Source organism: Aliiglaciecola sp. NS0011-25, from assembly GCF_040370605.1.
Classification (GTDB): Bacteria; Pseudomonadota; Gammaproteobacteria; order Enterobacterales; family Alteromonadaceae; genus Aliiglaciecola; species Aliiglaciecola lipolytica_A.
In genome coordinates, this window is record NZ_BAABWR010000025.1 from 49,385 (window position 1) to 68,936 (window position 19,552).

Sequence of the window (19,552 nt, forward strand, 5' to 3'; positions counted from 1 at the left end):
GGGACTTTAGTCCCTGAAAACTTAGATAAAATATCCCATGCTACAAATCCAAAATAACCTCAACCTGTAGCAGGGACTTTAGTCCCTGTGAACATAGATGGAAGAATCAAGAAGATAAATTCCCAATTACAATTTTTTGATGGATATACTGCCGCCACTGGAATGCAACTCCAACGTTGGACCTCCGCCATTAATTTCACCGCGAATAGAATGCTTTTTAACTCGACCATCCACATCAAATTCAGAACGGACTTTGCCACCACTGGTGGAAGCATCTATATCAATCGCGATAGTATCGAGTAAATAAGCAGTAACAGATCCACCTGAGGTTGAAAGCTCCGCATCTTCACTCGGTTGCTTAGTCATAGTCACACGAATGCTGCCACCCGAGGTGTGGGCGTCAATTGCACCGTGTATCTCTTTGGTCTTAATAGCGCCACCGGATGTTTTTAAAACAACATCACCTGTAATATTTCCAACATTAATATGGCCACCTGAAGTGTGAGCATCAATATCTCCCACCAGATCATCAATATCAATTGAGCCACCAGAGGTATGTAATTCCAAATCAAAGTTTTTAGGCACGGTAATTCTAAATTCAGCTCGAATATCTCTGTTCCACCCCCACTTTTTAAGCTTATTCATTTTACCAATAATATTTACGCTGTTGCCTTTCGCTTCGTGGGTAACCACTAAATCATTGGCATCGTCACCGTCAATATCCACTTCCAAAAGCACGGTATCTTGATTATGGGTATCGATAATTAAACGGCCCACGTCAGTACGTATAAATAAGGTTCCACCACTTTGGGCATCAATACTTTGATTAATAGTTCTTGCAGACAGATTAAAACTCACCAGTAAAACGGCGAGTGATAACAAAGACAATATTTTAGATTGATTCGATTTAAACATAAGGTTCTCTTGTTTGGCTGTGGTATGTAACTAAGTCGCAACAACCAATCGAAAGGTTTAAATGCATTTAACAAAAGATTCCATGGGATAAATCCCATGCTACAAACCCAAAATTACCTCAACCTGTAGCAGCGGCTTTAGTCCCTGAAAACATAGATAAAAGATTCCATGGGATAAATCCCATGCTACAAACCCAAAATTACCTCAACCTGTAGCAGCGGCTTTAGTCCCTGAAAACATAGATAAAATAATCCATAGGATAAATCCCATGCTACAAACCCAAAACAACCTCAATCTGTAGCGAGGGGCTTTAGCCCCTGTAAACATAGATAAAATAATCCATGGGATAAATCCCATGCTACAAACCCAAAATTACCTCAACCTGTAGCAGCGGCTTTAGCCCCTGTAAACATAGATAAAATAATCCATAGGATAAATCCCATGCTACAAACCCAAAATTACCTCAACCTGTAGCAGCGGCTTTAGTCCCTGAAAACATAGATAAAAGAATCCATGGGATAAATCCCATGCTACAAATCCAAAATTACCTCAATCTGTAGCGAGGGGCTTTAGCCCCTGTAAACATAGATAAAATAATCCATAGGATAAATCCCATGCTACAAACCCAAAACAACCTCAATCTGTAGCGAGGGGCTTTAGTCCCTGAAAACATAGATAAAAGAATCCATGGGATAAATCCCATGCTACAAATCCAAAATTAGCTCAACCTGTAGCAGGGGCTTTAGTCCCTGTGTTCATGGATAGAAGAATCCATGACTATTCAGATATTATGGGCGATTACGACCATATTGATCATGACTAGACACCCATTCGTCGGCCACGACAGCGGCGCCAAGGGATAACTCGCCACACAACACAGTTGCAGCGACTATTTCGGCAAATTTATTAACTCCACCTTTACCATAACAATCCAACATTTCTAAACATTCACGTTGTGAGGCTAAGCCGGTCCCGCCACCATAAGTAGCCACAACTAACGAAGGTATAGTGACTGAAAAATAATAATCTCCCTCAGGGGTAATTTCGCTAAAAGTATAACCCGCTGATGATTCGGCAACATTTGCAACATCTTGTCCACACGCAATAAATAGCGCAGTTACCCCATTGGCAAAATGCGCTCCGTTACTCACACTGCCGGCCATAAACGCGCCCATATTTGAAAATTGTCGCTGTTTATATAACTCTTCAGGAGTGCAATGCATCAATGACTTCATTAATCCTGCTGGAATAACCGCCTCAGCCACTACCCGCTTACCTCGTGTGTGTAATGAATTAACAAAAGAATGCTTTTTATCCGTATCTAAATTCGCCGATAACGCAAAATGTTCAATACCATCAATGTTTTGTTCCAAAATCCACTGACATGCATGGCGTGTAGCTTTACTCACCATGTTCTGGCCAGCCGCGTCGCCACAAGTATAGTTGAATCGCAACCAGCGCATTTTCGAAACCGCGTATTGCTCAATATCAGTTAATTTGCCTACTGAGGTGGTTTCTTCTGCTTTAGCTTTAATTAAAGGGAAATTGTCACTGACCCATTTGCCAAACGCGAGGGCTGCTCTTGCATCACGAAATGAAAACAACGGTGCTCGTTGCATCGCATCATCTATTACCGTGGTTTTAATGCCACCAGCTTCATTGGTCAATCTCATCCCACGATTGTAACTGGCCACTAAGGTACCTTCGGTGGTCGCCATAGGTACGTAAAATTCACCTTTTGCGTCAATGCCATCCACCAACAGTGGACCCGCCAAGCCAATCGGAACTTGTGCAACACCTAAAAAATGTTCAATATTTCCTGGCAATGTTTCTGGTTCAATAGAAAAGTGACCGACATTTTCAAGGGATTTTCCGGTATGCTGTTTTACAAATTCTCTTCGGGTCTTAGCCATAGCATGGCTATAGTCAGCTAATTTATCGCGAGGTATTTTAGGCATAATTACTGGTTTTGTTATTCAAATGTTAAAATCAGTATCGGCTATTAGTTATCCAATAGACAAATTGTCACTATGTATGCACATAAATAATATTTTCGAATAGTTGTACCACTTCAAACCTGTAGCAGCGGCTTTAGTCCTTGAAAACATAGATAAAAGATTCAATGGGATAAATCCCATGCTACAAATCCAAAATTACCTCAACCTGTAGCAGCGGCTTTAGTCCCTGAAAACATAGATAAAAGATTCAATGTGATAAATCCCATGCTACAAACCCAAATTACCTCAATCTGTAGCAGGGGCTTTAGTCCCTGAAAACTTAGATAAAATATTCCATGGGATAAATCCCATGCTACAAATCCAAAATAACCGCAACCTGTAACAGGGGCTTTAGTCCCAATAAAAAGATGAAGATTCTATGGAAAATAAGCCATATTCCACACCCTAAATTGGCCAAAAGTTTACTCGCTGAATCGGATCTATGGATTTGTTTACAACAAATGTTAGATAAAAACATGAAATAAATGAGATCAAACTAAGTATATTTTCAATATTCCGATCTGATCTAGATTAAAAAAGATCTTTTTTTTAGCTTAAATCAGCCTTTTTACCCTGTGCATAACTTTATGTATAAACCTTGTATATCCTGAGGTTATCAACTGGATAGAAAAATAGAAGATCTTGCTTGTGGATAAGATCGCTGTTTATCCACATCTTATACGCATTTGATCAACTCTTGATCACAACTTCCGATCGTAAATAAATGACTGATTTAATTAATAAAAAAAGGCTTACTAACAGATCATTGCTTGCTTAATAATAATAAAAGTAAACTAAATAGATAAATAGATCATAAAGATTACAGACTAAGAGATCGGCTTAGATCCGACAAATAATTAAATCCACAAACCACAATATTTCTATCCTTGGAGGAATTTTAGGCATTTCCATTTAGATCAAAAAAGTATAAAATACGCGCCCTTTTTTAAACGATGATCGATCAATAGATCTTCACCGTTTAAAGTTCATACGCGAGTACGCGAAATTCGAGGCGTTTATGTTTTATCAACAAGAATTTGATGTGATTGTAGTCGGTGGAGGCCACGCAGGCACTGAAGCTGCGCTTGCTGCTGCGCGTATGGGCGTAAGAACACTCTTGCTAACCCACAATATCGAAACCCTAGGTCAAATGTCATGTAATCCAGCCATTGGTGGGATCGGCAAAGGTCACTTAGTCAAAGAGATCGATGCCCTTGGTGGTGCTATGGCACTAGCAACAGACAAAGCTGGAATACAATTTCGTACGCTAAATTCCAGCAAAGGACCTGCGGTTAGAGCAACTCGTGCTCAAGCAGATCGATCGTTATATCGACTTGCAATACGATCGATCATTGAGCATCAAGAAAATCTGACTATTTTCCAACAATCTTGTGATGATCTGATCGTTGAAAATGATCGTGTAACTGGTGTTGTTACGCAAATGGGCTTGAAATTTAAAGCTAAAACCGTGGTTTTAACGGTAGGCACATTTTTAGGTGGAACGATCCACATTGGAATGCAAAATTACAAAGGTGGGAGAGCTGGCGATCCCCCTTCGATCGCATTGGCAGAACGTTTGCGAGCTTTACCATTTAGAGTTGATCGTTTAAAAACCGGCACTCCGGCACGTCTAGATTCTCGCACATTGAATTATGATGCGATGCAAGAACAACCTGGAGATACACCGTTACCCGTCGTATCTTTTATGGGAAAAGTAGAAGATCACCCACAACAAATTTCCTGTTATATCACCCATACCAACGAAAAAACCCACGATATTATTCGTGGTGGTTTAGATCGTTCGCCCATGTATACCGGTGTGATCGAAGGTATAGGTCCAAGATATTGTCCTTCAATTGAAGATAAGATAAATCGCTTTGCAGATAAAAATTCCCATCAAATTTTTGTTGAGCCTGAGGGCTTAAATAGTATTGAGATCTATCCAAATGGGATCTCTACTAGTTTGCCATTTGATGTGCAGTTTGATCTGGTTCGATCAATTAAAGGATTTGAAAACGCGCATATCATTCGCCCTGGTTATGCCATCGAATATGATTTCTTCGATCCTAGAGATTTAAAACAATCTTTAGAAACTAAATTTATACAGGGTCTGTTTTTTGCGGGTCAAATCAATGGTACCACTGGTTATGAAGAAGCCGGAGCGCAAGGATTACTTGCCGGGGCCAATGCAGCCTTACAGGTTCAAGAAAAAGAGCCATTGATTTTACGTCGGGATGAAGCTTATGCCGGCGTGCTTATTGATGATCTTGCTACCATGGGCACCAAAGAACCTTACCGAATGTTTACTAGTCGTGCCGAATATAGATTGTTGTTAAGAGAAGACAATGCCGATGTTCGTTTGACTGCAAAAGGCCGTGAAGTCGGATTAGTTGATGATGTTCGTTGGGCTGCGTTTAATCAAAAAATGGAAGCTATTGAATTAGAGAAACAACGTCTTAAAAGCACTTGGATTCATCCAAAACATCCAGCTGCTGAAACCTTGAATCCATTATTGAAAAATCCGGTTAGTCGTGAACATTCGTTAGAAGATCTAATTCGTCGTCCTGAAATGACCTATCAAAAATTGATGAAAATTGAAGGTCTTGGTCCTGCATTAGACAATGCTCAAGCGGCTGAACAGGTTGAAATTCAGATTAAATATGCTGGTTATATTGAACGCCAAAAAGATGAAATTGCTAAGAGTTTGCGTCATGAAAACACCTTGCTTCCAATGGATTTCGATTACAGTACCATTTCTGGTTTATCCAATGAAGTTGTGGCTAAGCTAACTGAGACTCGGCCTGAAACTATTGGTAAAGCTACGCGCATATCCGGTATTACACCGGCAGCTATATCATTGTTATTAGTACATTTGAAAAAGCAGGGCTTGTTGCGTAAAGACAATAACACCAACTTGCAAAGCGCATAATGGGCGAACTTAAAGAAAGTTTACTGCTGGCTTTTGAGCGAGCAGTAAAACCATTGCCACTGGAAATCAGTACACAACAGCGCGAAAAGCTTATTGATTTTGTGTTGCTGATGAATAAGTGGAACAAAGCCTACAATTTGACCTCGGTGCGCGATCCACAGCAGATGTTGATCAAACACATTGTCGATTCGATTGTAGTAGCGCCCCATTTAAATCGAAATCACTATATCGATGTTGGTACAGGACCTGGCCTTCCCGGAATTCCTTTATCGATCATGCATCCTGATAAACATTTTGTTTTATTAGATAGTTTAGGTAAACGTGTTCGCTTTATGAAACAAGCGGCATTTGAATTAGGTTTGAAAAATATTGAGCCGGTTCAATCTCGTGTAGAGCAGTATTCTAGTGACACACAAATAGATGGCGTATTGAGTCGCGCATTTGCGTCGATAAAAGATATGTTGCACTGGTGCCAACATCTGGTAGATTCACAAGGTGAATTTCTTGCGTTAAAAGGTCAATATCCTGAACAAGAAATAGCGCTTCTACCTGAGGGTTTTGAAGTGTTAGAATCTATTAAATTAGATATTCCAGTACTCGAAGGCGAACGTCATCTGATTAAAATCAGAAAAGTTAGTTAGTGCCTACTACTTTATTCAATACCTAAATTTAAAGAAAAACGGACGGGAAAGTTGGCTAAGGTCATAGCAATAGCAAATCAGAAAGGTGGTGTTGGAAAAACGACTACAGCAGTTAATGTTGCAGCGTCAATGGCGGCTACTAAACGAAAAGTGCTATTGATCGATTTAGATCCACAAGGCAATGCGACCATGGGAAGTGGTGTCGACAAATATGAAGTTGACTCTACTTGTTATGAGCTGTTGATTGAAGATAAGCCTGCAACTGAAGTGATCATCACAGAAACATCAGGTAAATACGATTTAATTGCCGGTAACAGTGACGTGACAGCGGCAGAAATAAAACTGATGGAAGTCTTTGCCAGAGAACTTCGCCTACGCAATGCGTTAGCTCCTGTGCGTGACTACTACGATTATATTTTTATTGATTGCCCACCCTCTTTGAGTCAATTAACCGTAAATGCCATGGCGGCCGCCGATTCTGTGCTGGTACCTATGCAATGTGAATATTACGCATTGGAAGGGTTAACCGCGCTAATGGATACGATTAAAAAGTTAGCATCTGTGGTAAATCCAGATTTAAAAATTGAGGGTGTGCTTCGAACTATGTATGATCCTCGAAATCGTCTGGCCAATGATGTGTCAGAACAACTTAAACGACATTTTGGCGAGCAAGTTTACCGCACCGTTATTCCCCGCAATGTAAGATTGGCTGAAGCACCCAGTTTTGGAGCGCCAGCAATGTATTACGATAAATCTTCTACGGGAGCAAAAGCCTATTTGGCTTTGGCCGGTGAAATATTGCGTCGTCGTAATAAGATTCTAAAAGAAGCTAGTTAAGAAAAAAGGTTAATAGTTGACATGTCGACGAAAAAAAGAGGATTAGGCAGAGGATTGGACGCACTATTGGCCACCAGTAGTGCTAAACAAGAATCAGATATTTCTGAACGCAGCAGCGAGTTGCAAAAACTTCCTATTGAGTTCTTACAAGCTGGAAAATATCAACCTCGTAAAGATATGTCTCCTGAAGCATTAGATGATTTGGCTTCGTCAATTCGTTCTCAAGGTATTATTCAACCCATTGTTGTTCGCAAAATTGGCGACGATAAATTTGAAATTATTGCCGGTGAACGTCGTTGGCGAGCATCCCAACTAGCTAAGCTTGATGTTGTTCCTTGTATTATTAAAAACGTGCCTGATGAAGCGGCGGTTGCTATAGCGTTGATAGAAAATATACAACGCGAAGACTTAAATGCGATGGAAGAAGCTCAAGCATTAGACCGACTAATGACTGAATTCGAATTGACCCATCAAGAAGTGGCTGAAGCTGTTGGAAAATCTAGAACTACAGTGACCAACCTATTACGTCTGAACAATTTGAATGAAGATGTAAAATTATTATTAGAGCATGGTGATATTGAAATGGGCCATGCCCGTGCTTTACTTGCTTTACAAGGTGAGATGCAGACCGAAGCGGCACAAACCGTGTCGGGCAAAGGGTTAACCGTTCGTGATACCGAAACCTTAGTACGTAAATTTCTTGAGCCACCAAAAGAAAAGGTTGAGCAAAAAGTCGATCCCGATGTTCAACGGTTAGAAAGTCAATTATCAGAAAATTTGGGTGCGCCCGTCAGCATTGCACATAATGCGCGAGGCAAAGGAAAAGTCACAATTAATTTCTCAAGCTTGGATGAATTGGACGGAATTTTAAGTCACATAAAGTAAACCTTTGGTTTGATGGCATGTGCGGGGCTAACGCACCCGTCTACAGATTGAATAGCGAAAGATTGTAGGATGGGATTCATCCCATTTTGAATATAGTGATTTTTACGGGGCTAACGCACCCGCCTACAGATTGAATAGCGAAAGATTGTAGGATGGGATTTATCCCATTTTGAATATGATGATTTTTACGGGGATAAAGCACCCATCTATAGTGTTGCAAAAACGTGTATTTGCCCTTTTGGTATTTTTCCACGGTAATTAAAAAAACACGAACATAAAATGCAACCCTGGCAGTATATAAAGTGCCTTAGTTTTCCTACCAAAGTGTTATATGAAATGCGAAAAAGCCGGGTAAAATCTACTTCCCAGCGGCTAATTTTGTTCTTAAGTATGTATTAATACAAATTACACAACAAAACGCGCTTAATGGTTGAATATTTGCGATAAAACAGTATACTTTTGGCGCTTTTTGTTGAGGTTTAAACGCGCAGAGGGATAAATTGGCTACTAGCTTAACTACTCAAGGTCGACAGTTGGCTAGAAAAGTACTGTTTTTTCAAAGTATTATCGCCATTGTATGTTCTATTTTTTTTGCGATTTTTAAGAGCCAAAACAGCGGAATTTCAGCTTTGTACGGTGGTATTACCTGTTTAATTCCAGCTTTTGTTTTTGCTTACTATGCGTTTAGATATGCCGGTGCCACTCAAAATAAATTGGTAGTACGGAGTTTTAGCAAAGGCAGTAAAGTTAAATTCTTTTTGACCATAATTTTATTCTCCCTAGCATTCAAATGGTCAGAGGTAGAGTTTTTACCGTTATTAGTCACTTATCTGATAACGATGATGGCCCAATGGCCAATAATTAGTTTTTTACATCGCGTTAAAGCTACCTCTTAAAGGTAAATAACGAGATGAAATACCAGTATCTTTAACTTTATACAATTTGGATGGAAAAATGGCAGGATCGGGTGGCGAACAAACCATTAGCGGTTATATTCAGCACCATTTGACCAATGCAACTGTCGGAGAAGGGTTTATGACTCTTCATGTCGACACGCTCGCATGGTCTGTGGTTCTTGGATTAGTGTTTATTTTAAGTTTTCGTGCAGCAGCAAAAAAAGCAACAGTTGGTGTTCCTGGTAAGTGGCAGGCACTGGTTGAAATTATTGTTGAATTTGTTGCTGATACAGTCAAAAGTACCTATCACGGTAAAAGTCCTCTTATAGCGCCATTAGCACTCACGATCTTTGTGTGGGTACTGCTAATGAACTTGATGGATTTGATCCCGGTAGACTTCTTACCTACATTGGCAGCTCTAATTGCTGGCGAGTCTATGGACGTTATCGCTGCTGGCCAATCACATACATATATGAAAGTGGTGCCTACCACAGACGTAAACATGACCTTCGCATTATCGATAGGCGTGTTTGTTTTGATGATATTTTATTCCATCAAAATCAAAGGATTCGGCGGCTTTATGAAGGAGCTGTATGCTCATCCGTTTAACACGCCGTGGTTGTACTGGTTCAACTTTATACTTGAATTAGTATCGTTACTGGCCAAACCCTTGTCTTTATCATTGCGTTTGTTCGGTAACCTCTACGCAGGTGAGCTGATATTTATTCTGATTGCGGGCACTATGGGGCTATGGCAATTGCCGTTGCACTTCATATGGGCTGCTTTCCACTTGTTGGTCATTCCGTTGCAAGCGTTCATATTCATGATGTTAACCATCGTGTATTTGAGTCTGGCAAGTGAAGAACACTAATTTCTAACATTATAATTTTTTTTTAAACTTTAACTTAAAACACAAAGGTGAAAATCTATGGAAATCTTGGGTAATCTATATATCGCTGTTGGTATTTTGATTGGTCTGTGCGCACTAGGGCCTGCTATTGGCTTTGGTATCTTGGGTGGTAAATTTCTTGAGTCTGCTGCTCGTCAACCAGAGCTAGCACCTACTCTACAAGTAAAAATGTTCATCGTAGCGGGTCTTATCGATGCTATCGCGATGATTGGTGTGGCTATCGCACTATTCTTGTTGTTTGTTGAAAGCGCGAAGTTTGCTGTTTAAGCACAACAATTGTAATCAACGAACTTAGGAGGAGCGGACTTGAATATCAATTTCACTCTATTTGGCGAATTAATAGCATTTATATTCTTCGTGTGGTTCTGCATGAAGTATGTATGGCCCCCTATTATGGGCGCTATTGAAGACCGCCAACAAAAAATTGCTGATGGCTTAGCGGCTTCAGAACGAGGTGAAAAAGACCTTGAACTGGCGCAACAAAAAGCGACTGAGCAATTAAAAGAAGCGAAATCACAAGCAGCTGAAATTATCGAACAAGCCAAAAAGCGTGCAAATCAGATTGTTGATGAAGAAACGCAGAAAGGCCATTCCGAGCGTGAAAAAATTATCGCTCAGGGACATACCGAAATTGAAGCAGAGCGTAACCGTGTGAAAGAAGATCTTCGTAAGCAAGTTGCAGTATTAGCTGTTGCTGGCGCTGAGAAAATCTTGGCGAGAGAAATCGACGCCGCTGCACAAAGTGACATAGTTGAAAAACTTGTCGCAGAGCTATAAGGGGCACATGAGCTATGTCTGAATTGACAACTGTTGCTCGCCCTTATGCTAAAGCAGCTTTCGACTATGCGGTTGAGAAGCAAGCTGTAACACACTGGCAAGATATGCTGATGTTTGCAGGCGAAGTAGCAGATAACGAGCAGATGGAAGACATCTTAACGAGTGCTATGGCTGCTGAAAAATTGGCTGAATTGTTTAACAGTGTATGCGGTGAACAACTCGACGAAGCTGGTCAGAACCTAATTGGTGTTTTGGCTGAGAATGGACGCTTAAAAGCGCTACCTGATATTGCATTGTTGTTTAATCAATACAAAGCTGAATTCGATAAAGAAATTGATGTAGAGGTTACCTCTGCTGTTGAATTAAGTGAAAAACAACTATCTGAAATCAGCGCGTCTCTTGAGACACGTCTTGCACGAAAAGTTAAGCTGAATTGTAACGTCGATGCTGCCATTGTTGCCGGAGTCATTATAAAAGCCGGTGACACAGTAATTGATGGTTCGGTTAGATCAAAACTACACCGTCTATCAGACGTTTTACAATCATAGCGGGGAAATAGAGCATGCAACTGAATTCCACTGAAATTGCAGAACTGATCAAAAAACGAATTGAACAGTTTGATGTAAAAAGTGAAGCTCGTAACGAAGGTACTATTGTTGGTGTTACTGACGGTATCATTCGTGTCCATGGCCTTGCCGATGTAATGCAAGGTGAAATGATTGAGCTTCCTGGTAATCGTTATGCTATCGCATTGAACCTTGAACGAGATTCTGTAGGTGCGGTAGTAATGGGTCCTTATGCGGATCTACGTGAAGGTATGAAAGTCCAATCTACTGGTCGTATTTTGGAAGTTCCTGTTGGCCGTGCCCTATTAGGTCGCGTAGTTAACACTTTGGGTGAGCCTATTGATGGTAAAGGCGCAATTGATGCTGAAGGTTTCGAACCTGTAGAGAAAATTGCACCTGGCGTAATCGAACGTCAATCAGTAGACCAACCAATCCAAACAGGTTATAAGTCGGTTGATGCCATGATCCCAGTAGGTCGTGGACAACGTGAATTGGTTATCGGTGACCGTCAAACAGGTAAAACTGCTTTGGCAATCGACGCCATCATCAACCAAAAAGGTACAGGCGTAAGTTGTGTATACGTAGCGGTTGGCCAAAAGGCTTCAACTATTGCTAACGTAGTACGTAAACTTGAAGAGCACGGCGCAATGGATCATACCATTGTAGTTGCCGCTTCTGCGTCTGAGTCTGCAGCACTTCAATACTTAGCACCATACTCTGGTTGTACAATGGGTGAGTTTTTCCGTGACCGCGGTGAAGACGCACTAATCGTATACGATGATTTGTCTAAGCAAGCTGTAGCCTATCGTCAAATTTCATTGCTACTTCGTCGTCCTCCAGGTCGTGAAGCTTATCCTGGTGATGTTTTCTATCTTCACTCTCGTCTTCTTGAGCGTGCTGCTCGTGTAAACGAAGTTTATGTAGAAAAATTCACTAATGGTGAAGTAAAAGGCCAAACTGGTTCATTGACTGCATTGCCAATCATTGAAACTCAGGCAGGTGACGTATCAGCATTCGTACCAACTAACGTAATATCAATTACTGATGGTCAGATTTTCTTAGAATCTGATTTGTTTAACGCGGGTATTCGCCCAGCTGTTAACGCCGGTATTTCGGTATCTCGTGTAGGTGGTGCAGCGCAAACTAAAATCATCAAGAAACTAGGTGGCGGTATTCGTCTAGCCTTGGCTCAGTACCGTGAATTGGCGGCTTTCTCGCAATTCGCATCTGACCTTGATGAAGCAACTCGTGAACAACTTGAGCACGGTGAGCGCGTTACTGAATTAATGAAGCAGAACCAATATGCACCACTTGCAGTGGGTGACATGGGTGTGTCTTTGTTTGCAGTAGAAAAAGGCTTTTTGAAAGGCATTGAATTGAATAAAGTGTTGGATTTTGAAGCATCACTACATTCATTCATGAACGCTGAATATGCTGAGCTTATGAAAACGCTTAACGACACCGGCAATTACAACGGTGACATTGAAGCCCAGTTGACTGAAGCTTTGGAAAAATTCAAAGCGACACAAACTTGGTAATCAATTGGGTAGCTTAACCGCTACCCTAACGTTGAGAAATCGGAGATAAGTCATGGCCAGCGGTAAAGAGATAAAAGGTAAGATCGGGAGTATCAAAAATACTCAAAAGATCACCAGTGCTATGGAAATGGTTGCCGCGTCTAAAATGAAAAAGGCGCAAGACCGTATGGAATCCAGCCGTCCATATGCCGAAAGCATGCGAAAAGTGATTGGTCACGTGGCCCACGGTAACCTTGAATATCGCCATCCTTATTTGGATGAGCGCGAGGTGAAACGTGTTGGTTATATTGTGATTTCAACTGACCGTGGTTTGTGTGGTGGTTTGAACTCAAATGAGTTCAAAAAAGTAAGCATCGACGTCAAAAAATGGCAAGACCAAGACGTTGAAGTAAGCTTCGCTGCATTGGGCGCAAAAGCATGTGGTTTTTTCGGCCGATTCGGAGGCAAGGTACTTGCTGCTGAATCTGGCATAGGTGATTCGCCAAGTGTTCAAGATATCATTGGTTTAGTGCGCGTTATGTTAACTGCGTACAACGAAGGAGAAATAGACCGTCTGTTTTTGGTCTACAACGACTTTGTAAATACCATGACACAAGAACCCAGAATCGATCAATTGTTACCTTTGCCTAAGTCTGATGAAGAAGAATTAAAGCATCGTTGGGACTACATATACGAACCAGATCCAAAACCAATTTTGGAAAAATTAATGGTCCGTTATATCGAATCTCAGGTGTACCAAGGCGTAGTAGAGAACTCTGCGTCAGAGCAAGCCGCGCGAATGGTAGCGATGAAAGCCGCTACTGATAATGCCGGCGATCTAATCGATGATTTGCAATTGGTATACAACAAAGCACGTCAAGCAGCTATCACTCAAGAAATTAGTGAAATAGTTAGCGGCGCGGCAGCGGTGTAGGCAAAGGTTTAAAAATTAATGAGGACTAAACATGAGTCAAGGTAAGGTCGTCCAAATCATTGGTGCGGTTGTGGATATTGAATTTCCACAAGATGCCGTTCCAACTATCTATGACGCACTGATTGTTACCGAAGGTAACTTGAAGGGATTAACCTTAGAAGTGCAACAGCAACTTGGTGGCGGAGTAGTACGTAGTATCGCACTAGGAACCACTGACGGCTTGAGCCGTGGGTTAGCTGTAGAAAACACAGGTGCACCTATTACAGTTCCAGTTGGTACCAAAACATTGGGCCGTATCATGGACGTACTAGGTAACCCTATCGACGAAGCGGGCCCAATTGGTGAAGAAGAGCGTATGTCTATTCACCGTGCAGCGCCTAGCTACGAAGAACAATCTAGTTCTGTTGAACTACTAGAAACTGGTATCAAAGTAATCGACTTGGTTTGCCCATTCGCGAAAGGTGGTAAAGTTGGTTTGTTTGGTGGTGCTGGTGTTGGTAAAACAGTAAACATGATGGAATTGATTCGTAACATCGCAATCGAGCACAGTGGATACTCAGTATTCGCCGGTGTTGGTGAGCGTACTCGTGAAGGTAACGATTTCTATCACGAAATGAACGAATCAAACGTACTAGACAAAGTATCATTGGTTTACGGTCAAATGAATGAGCCTCCTGGAAACCGTTTGCGCGTTGCGTTAACTGGTTTGACAATGGCTGAGAAATTCCGTGACGAAGGCCGTGATGTATTGTTCTTCGTAGATAACATCTATCGTTATACCCTAGCTGGTACAGAAGTATCTGCACTACTAGGTCGTATGCCGTCAGCAGTAGGTTATCAGCCTACATTGGCTGAAGAAATGGGTGTACTACAAGAGCGTATCGCATCAACTAAGACTGGTTCAATCACTTCAATTCAAGCGGTATACGTACCTGCGGATGATTTGACTGACCCTAGCCCAGCAACAACCTTTGCTCACTTAGATGCAACAGTTGTATTGTCTCGTGACATCGCATCTTTGGGTATTTACCCAGCGGTTGATCCACTAGATTCCACGTCTCGTCAGCTTGACCCTCAAGTTATTGGTCAAGAGCACTATGACACAGCACGTGGCGTTCAGTCGGTTCTTCAGCGTTATAAAGAACTAAAAGATATCATTGCGATTCTAGGTATGGATGAATTGTCTGAAGAAGACAAACTATCTGTTTCTCGTGCTCGTAAGATCCAGCGTTTCTTGTCACAGCCATTCTTCGTTGCTGAAGTATTTACCGGTTCTCCTGGTAAATATGTATCGCTAAAAGATACTATCAGTGGCTTTAAAGGGATTCTTGCAGGTGAGTATGATCACTTACCAGAGCAAGCTTTCTATATGGTTGGCTCAATTGACGAAGCCGCTGAAAAAGCCAAAGGCAAATAAGACGCAATTATTGCGTCTTTTTCCTTAGTTTTTTCTTAAACCTAATTAGGAGGTCCCATGGCAATGACAGTACATCTGGATGTGGTAAGCGCCGAAGACAAGATTTTTTCTGGTCTGGTAGAAACTATTCAGATTACCGGTAGTGAAGGTGAGCTAGGAATACATCCTGGTCACGCGCCTTTAATTACCGCGTTAAATCCTGGCATGGTTCGTTTGGTTAAACAGTTTGGTGAAGAAGAAGTCATCTACATTGCTGGTGGATTGTTAGAAGTTCAACCTGGCACTGTTACTGTTTTGGCTGATACAGCTTTTCGCGCAGAAGACTTAGATGAACAATCTGCTCTAGAAGCAAAACGTTCAGCTGAAGAACATATCGCAAACGCTGGAGCTGACTTCGATTACGCTGAAGCAGCTGCTCAATTAGCAGAAGCTATAGCGCAAATACGTTTGATACAAAAACTGCGTAAATAACCAGAATTTAGTTATCCATAAAAACCCAGCCAAGTGCTGGGTTTTTTTATATTATGGATTCACAAAGAGATTATGGTTTTTCAAAGATTCTGGTTTATAGTTCAGGTTAACTCGCAACAATATACCTAGTAGCAGTATGAAAATTAAAACAATAATGACCACAGATATTGTTTGTGTGCAAATGGACAGCACCTTATCTGAGGTAAAAAGACTCTTTGAAAATCACCGTTTCCATCATTTACTCGTGGTAGAAAATAGTAAACTCGTTGGAATATTATCGGATAGGGATTATTTAAAAGCGATTAGCCCAAATATTGATACTGCCGTGGAATCGCTAAAAGATACTGCCAGTCTAAATAAACGTGTACATCAAATTATGAGTCGAGACTTAGTAACCCTATCGCCTAGTGCCGGACTTTTCAAAGCAATTCAAACTTTTAACGCCCACCGTGTTTCTTGTATACCGGTTATTAATTCAGAATATCAGCCGGTAGGAATTCTAAGCTGGCGAGATGTATTTAAATATGTAGAAACAAAACAGGTCGAAAAATACCTATCTAAATAAATTGGATAATGGACTAATAACTGAATTTCCTCCCCTTTGTAATATATGCGTATATATTTGCGTAGTGCGCAGATCAGCGTGGCCTAATTGATCTTGAACCGTGCGAATATCGGCCCCAGATTGCAGCAAATGCGTTGCAAATGAATGTCGAAGGGTATGAGGGGTAACGTTTTTTTGAATGTCAGCAAGCTTAGTTGCAACTCTAATGGCCTTTTGCAAACCAGACTCATCTATATGATGACGCCGTAACTTTTTAGTTTCCGGATCGGTAGATAGACGACTAGAGGGAAATAGATATTGCCATCCTAACTTCCTACTGGCTGATTTATATTTTATGCGCAATCTATTGGGCAACCAAACTCCAGAAAAAGCCGGATTGACGCTATCGGCAAGCAAATAACGGTCAACTAGTACCACCTGTTTGTGTAAATCCGATAGCAGACTATCGGCCAAAGTGACAACACGGTGCTTGCCGCCTTTACCATGCCATATGCGTATCGATTTAAAATCAAAATCGATATCTTTAACCCGCAATCGAATACATTCCATCAACCGTAAACCACTACCGTATAAAAGCGATGCAGGTAGTTTGTAATTAGCGCTTATACAATTTAATAAATCACGTACTTCTGACTGAGTTAATACAACCGGTAGTTTTTGTTGTCGGGTACTACGTGCGTAATTTAGTTTTAAGGATAACGGGTTATCTATAATCTCGGCATACAAAAATGAAAGCGCATTTAACGCAATTTTTTGCGTAGACACGGCGACATCCAATTCCAATACAAGATGAGATAAAAACAACTCAACTTCTAGATTGTGTAACTGTGCAGGATGTCGCTTTTTATGAAAAATAATAAAACTGCTGATCCAAGTTAAATACGTCTCAATGGTGCGCTTAGCATAATGACGCTTATACATTTCATCTTTTACCATCGACAGAAAAGGCGATTTCATCCGTTTTACATTCCTTGTAAAAACACTGTATAAAATACCAGAATAGCCAACACTTCCGTATAACAGCAAGAATTAGGAAATAAACTGTACTTCCCATACCATTAACCTACCCCACAGGACATATTTTTAACCTGTACAGGCAGTTACAAATTATGTTAAAAAAGAGTTACGTTAAATACAGGAAATATTCCACGTACAGATAAAGGATGTTTCCGTACTAATAATATTGTTAGGCATCAGCCGTAGGGTGGCGATCATTGAGTAGCGAACAACGGCTTAAAATATGGCGAGCACTATCTGACCTATTTCTTGATACCGAAATAGATGATGTAACGTTCAACTATATTGCTCGGGTTATTTCGGAGAGCGGAATTTCATTGTCCGAAGCAGAGGATGTTCTTTGGTACGAGGTTTACCCGGTATTGGAGAGCAATTTAAGGTGTGTCGCTGGTGTTTGGGAAGGCTGGCCTGATTCTTGGCTTCTTCAAAACCTACCTGCTCCAGTTCGCCCAACTTCTATACACGGGGACGCTTCCATCATTAAAGAGATAAAACGTTGCTGGCTAAAAGTGGTGGAGTTCCATGCATCTCAAAATGCCTAACAATCGCAGGCACAGCGACGGCTTTTTCATTGCGGCTTCGCCTCCATTCCAAAGCCGCGCATGCTGCGGGCGTTATGTTCTATGTGATGTAAGAGGTAGTATTGTCGTATAAATATAGAAATTTTCGGAAACGCATTAATTTCAATTACAAGCCTAACTTCGAAGGTTTAGCTACAGAGATTTTTGTTGGTGCTATTTTTACTATAATGGCTTATTACTGTTACGAATATGAAATGGTGATAATTGCGGTACCGCTAGGCCTGTGCGCATTGGGATGCATTTATTTAGTTCTGAATTCTTTATATATTTATGTTTTGAGTTTCTTCGTAAAAAAGGACACGTAAGTTTGAATAGTTCAAACAAACATAACAAACAAATATTGCTGACCCAAACTCACTGGCTGCGGCTCGTGCCTCGCCTAGTATAGCCAGCAAGTTTGTGCAGCAAATTTGGACGTTAGGTTAATAAGGATGTTTAATGAGTAATCCACTTCAAAACCTTAAAATCGATTATTGGTATAAAGCAGTAATGGTTATTAGTGCTGTAACTTTAGTATTGTCGTTAACCATAGAGTTAAAAGGAGTGGAAAATGCGACTGTTCAGGTGTTCTCGATAGCAGCCCTCCTTATCGGAATGGGTGAATGGATTAATCACCCTTTGCAAACTAAAATTCACCCACCGGTACCAGGGATTCATAACGGCCTTCAAGAAACCGGATATCCGCGAACTAATTCTTTTATGGGTTTATTATTTATTTTGCTAGGTCTGGTCTTATCTTCTTATAAGGTTTGGCAATTATTAACCTAACAAAAAAATCAAGTTCGCCCGCTGCGCGGGCTGGGACGCAAACATGTGGGCTGCTCACTTCGTTCGGATTTTAGCCCACATGCCTGCGCCCCTTATTTAAAAGTTAGAAGTAAAAGGAGAAATTAAGATAATGAATATCAACGCGACATTGTTCGGTGAATTAATAGTAGTCTTAGCCTTATTTATGGCTGTAATTTGTTACTACTTAGGTAGGCGTAAAACAGAAACACCGTTTTTAGTCTCTTTGATTGGCTTTTTTACAGCAATCATTCCGCCAATAGCATTAATCTATTTGATTGTTTTGGTTTTCAAACGTGACCTATCAACGACTCAAAGTAATGTTTAAAGACTTTACTTCTAACAAACAAAAGCACCGGAAAAGCACTCGCTGGCTGCGCCAAAGCGCTCGCACTTTCCGTTGTTTCGGGCGTTAGATTTCATGGATGCCTTAGAGTTACTTAAACAGAAAAACGAAAATCATCGAAAATTACTTGAGAAAGAGAAGCGGTTTGCGATCCCATTAGTGATTAATAGCTTTTTTGTTATGTTTCTCCTTTACTATGAGTTTTTTTCAATAATTTCTGACGACTTTGATTTAGCAGAGTTAGGTGTTTTGGCCTTCATTTGGTTGTTTTACCAAGTTTCAATATTTTCATTTTGTTCTGAATTTATTAAACACTATTATGCAAAGTGCTTCATATTAGTCGTTATTCACTGTGGCTTTCTATATATGTGGATTTGGCGCGAAGATCGTTGGGGAGTATCATATATTGCGGGTTTGCTGTTTTTATCAGTTTGGTTTGGTGCTATGTACAAAGCAACTCAGCGTAAATGAAATCTAACAAATGAATAATGTCGTTCGTAAACTCACTGGGACAAATACTCGCTGGCCTTCGGCCAAAGCACTCGCATTAGCCCCATATTCAAAG

At 40.8% G+C, this 19,552-nt stretch carries 21 protein-coding genes; 18 read left to right on the forward strand and 3 right to left on the reverse strand.

Annotated features, from left to right (window positions below; genetic code table 11):
- Nucleotides 1–126: 126 nt before the first annotated feature.
- Together ABWV72_RS18435 and ABWV72_RS18440 are read right to left on the reverse strand one after the other, a co-directional pair.
- Nucleotides 127–915: a DUF4097 family beta strand repeat-containing protein gene (locus tag ABWV72_RS18435; protein ID WP_353372274.1), complete on the reverse strand. Its 789-nt coding sequence runs from the start codon at nucleotides 913–915 to the stop codon at nucleotides 127–129.
- A gap of 788 nt (nucleotides 916–1,703) precedes the next feature.
- Nucleotides 1,704–2,873 carry a hydroxymethylglutaryl-CoA reductase gene (locus tag ABWV72_RS18440; protein WP_353372276.1) on the reverse strand — a complete coding sequence of 390 codons (1,170 nt, stop codon included), beginning with the start codon at nucleotides 2,871–2,873 and terminating at the stop codon, nucleotides 1,704–1,706.
- A 1,057-nt stretch (nucleotides 2,874–3,930) separates the two neighbouring features.
- Between ABWV72_RS18440 and mnmG the strand changes: the two genes are divergently transcribed.
- From mnmG to ABWV72_RS18510, 14 genes are all read left to right on the forward strand, one after another.
- Nucleotides 3,931–5,841, forward strand: coding sequence for a tRNA uridine-5-carboxymethylaminomethyl(34) synthesis enzyme MnmG (gene mnmG, locus ABWV72_RS18445; RefSeq protein WP_342806076.1), 1,911 nt, complete (start codon nucleotides 3,931–3,933; stop codon nucleotides 5,839–5,841).
- Entirely contained in the window at nucleotides 5,841–6,482 is a 642-nt protein-coding gene (gene rsmG / locus ABWV72_RS18450) for a 16S rRNA (guanine(527)-N(7))-methyltransferase RsmG (protein WP_216047062.1), read from the forward strand. Before mnmG ends, rsmG begins: the two co-directional genes overlap by 1 nt.
- A gap of 51 nt (nucleotides 6,483–6,533) precedes the next feature.
- Nucleotides 6,534–7,319, forward strand: coding sequence for a ParA family protein (locus tag ABWV72_RS18455; protein ID WP_216047061.1), 786 nt, complete (start codon nucleotides 6,534–6,536; stop codon nucleotides 7,317–7,319).
- 21 nt (nucleotides 7,320–7,340) lie between these two features.
- A complete protein-coding gene (locus tag ABWV72_RS18460; protein ID WP_342806074.1) occupies nucleotides 7,341–8,204 on the forward strand; it encodes a ParB/RepB/Spo0J family partition protein in 864 nt (287 codons plus the stop codon).
- Between the two features lie 533 nt (nucleotides 8,205–8,737).
- Nucleotides 8,738–9,100 (forward strand): ATP synthase subunit I, encoded by a 363-nt coding sequence (locus ABWV72_RS18465; protein WP_353372279.1) that lies wholly within the window; start codon nucleotides 8,738–8,740, stop codon nucleotides 9,098–9,100.
- A gap of 58 nt (nucleotides 9,101–9,158) precedes the next feature.
- Entirely contained in the window at nucleotides 9,159–9,971 is an 813-nt protein-coding gene (gene atpB / locus ABWV72_RS18470) for a F0F1 ATP synthase subunit A (protein ID WP_216047058.1), read from the forward strand.
- A 57-nt stretch (nucleotides 9,972–10,028) separates the two neighbouring features.
- Nucleotides 10,029–10,277 (forward strand): F0F1 ATP synthase subunit C, encoded by a 249-nt coding sequence (atpE, locus tag ABWV72_RS18475; RefSeq protein ID WP_008842484.1) that lies wholly within the window; start codon nucleotides 10,029–10,031, stop codon nucleotides 10,275–10,277.
- Between the two features lie 39 nt (nucleotides 10,278–10,316).
- Nucleotides 10,317–10,787 (forward strand): F0F1 ATP synthase subunit B, encoded by a 471-nt coding sequence (gene atpF, locus ABWV72_RS18480; RefSeq protein WP_216047057.1) that lies wholly within the window; start codon nucleotides 10,317–10,319, stop codon nucleotides 10,785–10,787.
- A 14-nt stretch (nucleotides 10,788–10,801) separates the two neighbouring features.
- Nucleotides 10,802–11,335 carry a F0F1 ATP synthase subunit delta gene (atpH, locus tag ABWV72_RS18485; RefSeq protein WP_216047056.1) on the forward strand — a complete coding sequence of 178 codons (534 nt, stop codon included), beginning with the start codon at nucleotides 10,802–10,804 and terminating at the stop codon, nucleotides 11,333–11,335.
- Between the two features lie 14 nt (nucleotides 11,336–11,349).
- Nucleotides 11,350–12,891, forward strand: coding sequence for a F0F1 ATP synthase subunit alpha (atpA, locus tag ABWV72_RS18490; protein ID WP_216047055.1), 1,542 nt, complete (start codon nucleotides 11,350–11,352; stop codon nucleotides 12,889–12,891).
- 52 nt (nucleotides 12,892–12,943) lie between these two features.
- Nucleotides 12,944–13,804: a F0F1 ATP synthase subunit gamma gene (gene atpG, locus ABWV72_RS18495; RefSeq protein ID WP_216047054.1), complete on the forward strand. Its 861-nt coding sequence runs from the start codon at nucleotides 12,944–12,946 to the stop codon at nucleotides 13,802–13,804.
- A 31-nt stretch (nucleotides 13,805–13,835) separates the two neighbouring features.
- The gene (gene atpD / locus ABWV72_RS18500) at nucleotides 13,836–15,221 is read left to right on the forward strand and encodes a F0F1 ATP synthase subunit beta (RefSeq protein WP_216047053.1); all 1,386 of its coding nucleotides are present in this window, start codon (nucleotides 13,836–13,838) and stop codon (nucleotides 15,219–15,221) included.
- A gap of 57 nt (nucleotides 15,222–15,278) precedes the next feature.
- The gene (locus tag ABWV72_RS18505; protein WP_353372283.1) at nucleotides 15,279–15,692 is read left to right on the forward strand and encodes a F0F1 ATP synthase subunit epsilon; all 414 of its coding nucleotides are present in this window, start codon (nucleotides 15,279–15,281) and stop codon (nucleotides 15,690–15,692) included.
- 136 nt (nucleotides 15,693–15,828) lie between these two features.
- Nucleotides 15,829–16,257 carry a CBS domain-containing protein gene (locus ABWV72_RS18510; RefSeq protein WP_342806073.1) on the forward strand — a complete coding sequence of 143 codons (429 nt, stop codon included), beginning with the start codon at nucleotides 15,829–15,831 and terminating at the stop codon, nucleotides 16,255–16,257.
- Here the strand turns inward: ABWV72_RS18510 and ABWV72_RS18515 are convergent.
- The gene (locus ABWV72_RS18515; protein WP_353372286.1) at nucleotides 16,246–17,214 is read right to left on the reverse strand and encodes an integron integrase; all 969 of its coding nucleotides are present in this window, start codon (nucleotides 17,212–17,214) and stop codon (nucleotides 16,246–16,248) included. The genes ABWV72_RS18510 and ABWV72_RS18515 overlap by 12 nt on opposite strands.
- A gap of 257 nt (nucleotides 17,215–17,471) precedes the next feature.
- Here ABWV72_RS18515 and ABWV72_RS18520 point away from each other — a divergent pair, with 257 nt between their 5' ends.
- The 4 genes from ABWV72_RS18520 to ABWV72_RS18535 all read left to right on the forward strand — a co-directional run bounded on the left by ABWV72_RS18520 (nucleotide 17,472) and on the right by ABWV72_RS18535 (nucleotide 19,458).
- Nucleotides 17,472–17,816, forward strand: coding sequence for a DUF7079 family protein (locus ABWV72_RS18520; RefSeq protein ID WP_353372288.1), 345 nt, complete (start codon nucleotides 17,472–17,474; stop codon nucleotides 17,814–17,816).
- A 477-nt stretch (nucleotides 17,817–18,293) separates the two neighbouring features.
- Entirely contained in the window at nucleotides 18,294–18,623 is a 330-nt protein-coding gene (locus ABWV72_RS18525) for a hypothetical protein (RefSeq protein ID WP_353372290.1), read from the forward strand.
- A gap of 130 nt (nucleotides 18,624–18,753) precedes the next feature.
- A complete protein-coding gene (locus ABWV72_RS18530; protein ID WP_353372292.1) occupies nucleotides 18,754–18,969 on the forward strand; it encodes a hypothetical protein in 216 nt (71 codons plus the stop codon).
- 93 nt (nucleotides 18,970–19,062) lie between these two features.
- Entirely contained in the window at nucleotides 19,063–19,458 is a 396-nt protein-coding gene (locus ABWV72_RS18535) for a hypothetical protein (RefSeq protein ID WP_353372294.1), read from the forward strand.
- The last annotated feature ends 94 nt before the right edge of the window (nucleotides 19,459–19,552 follow it).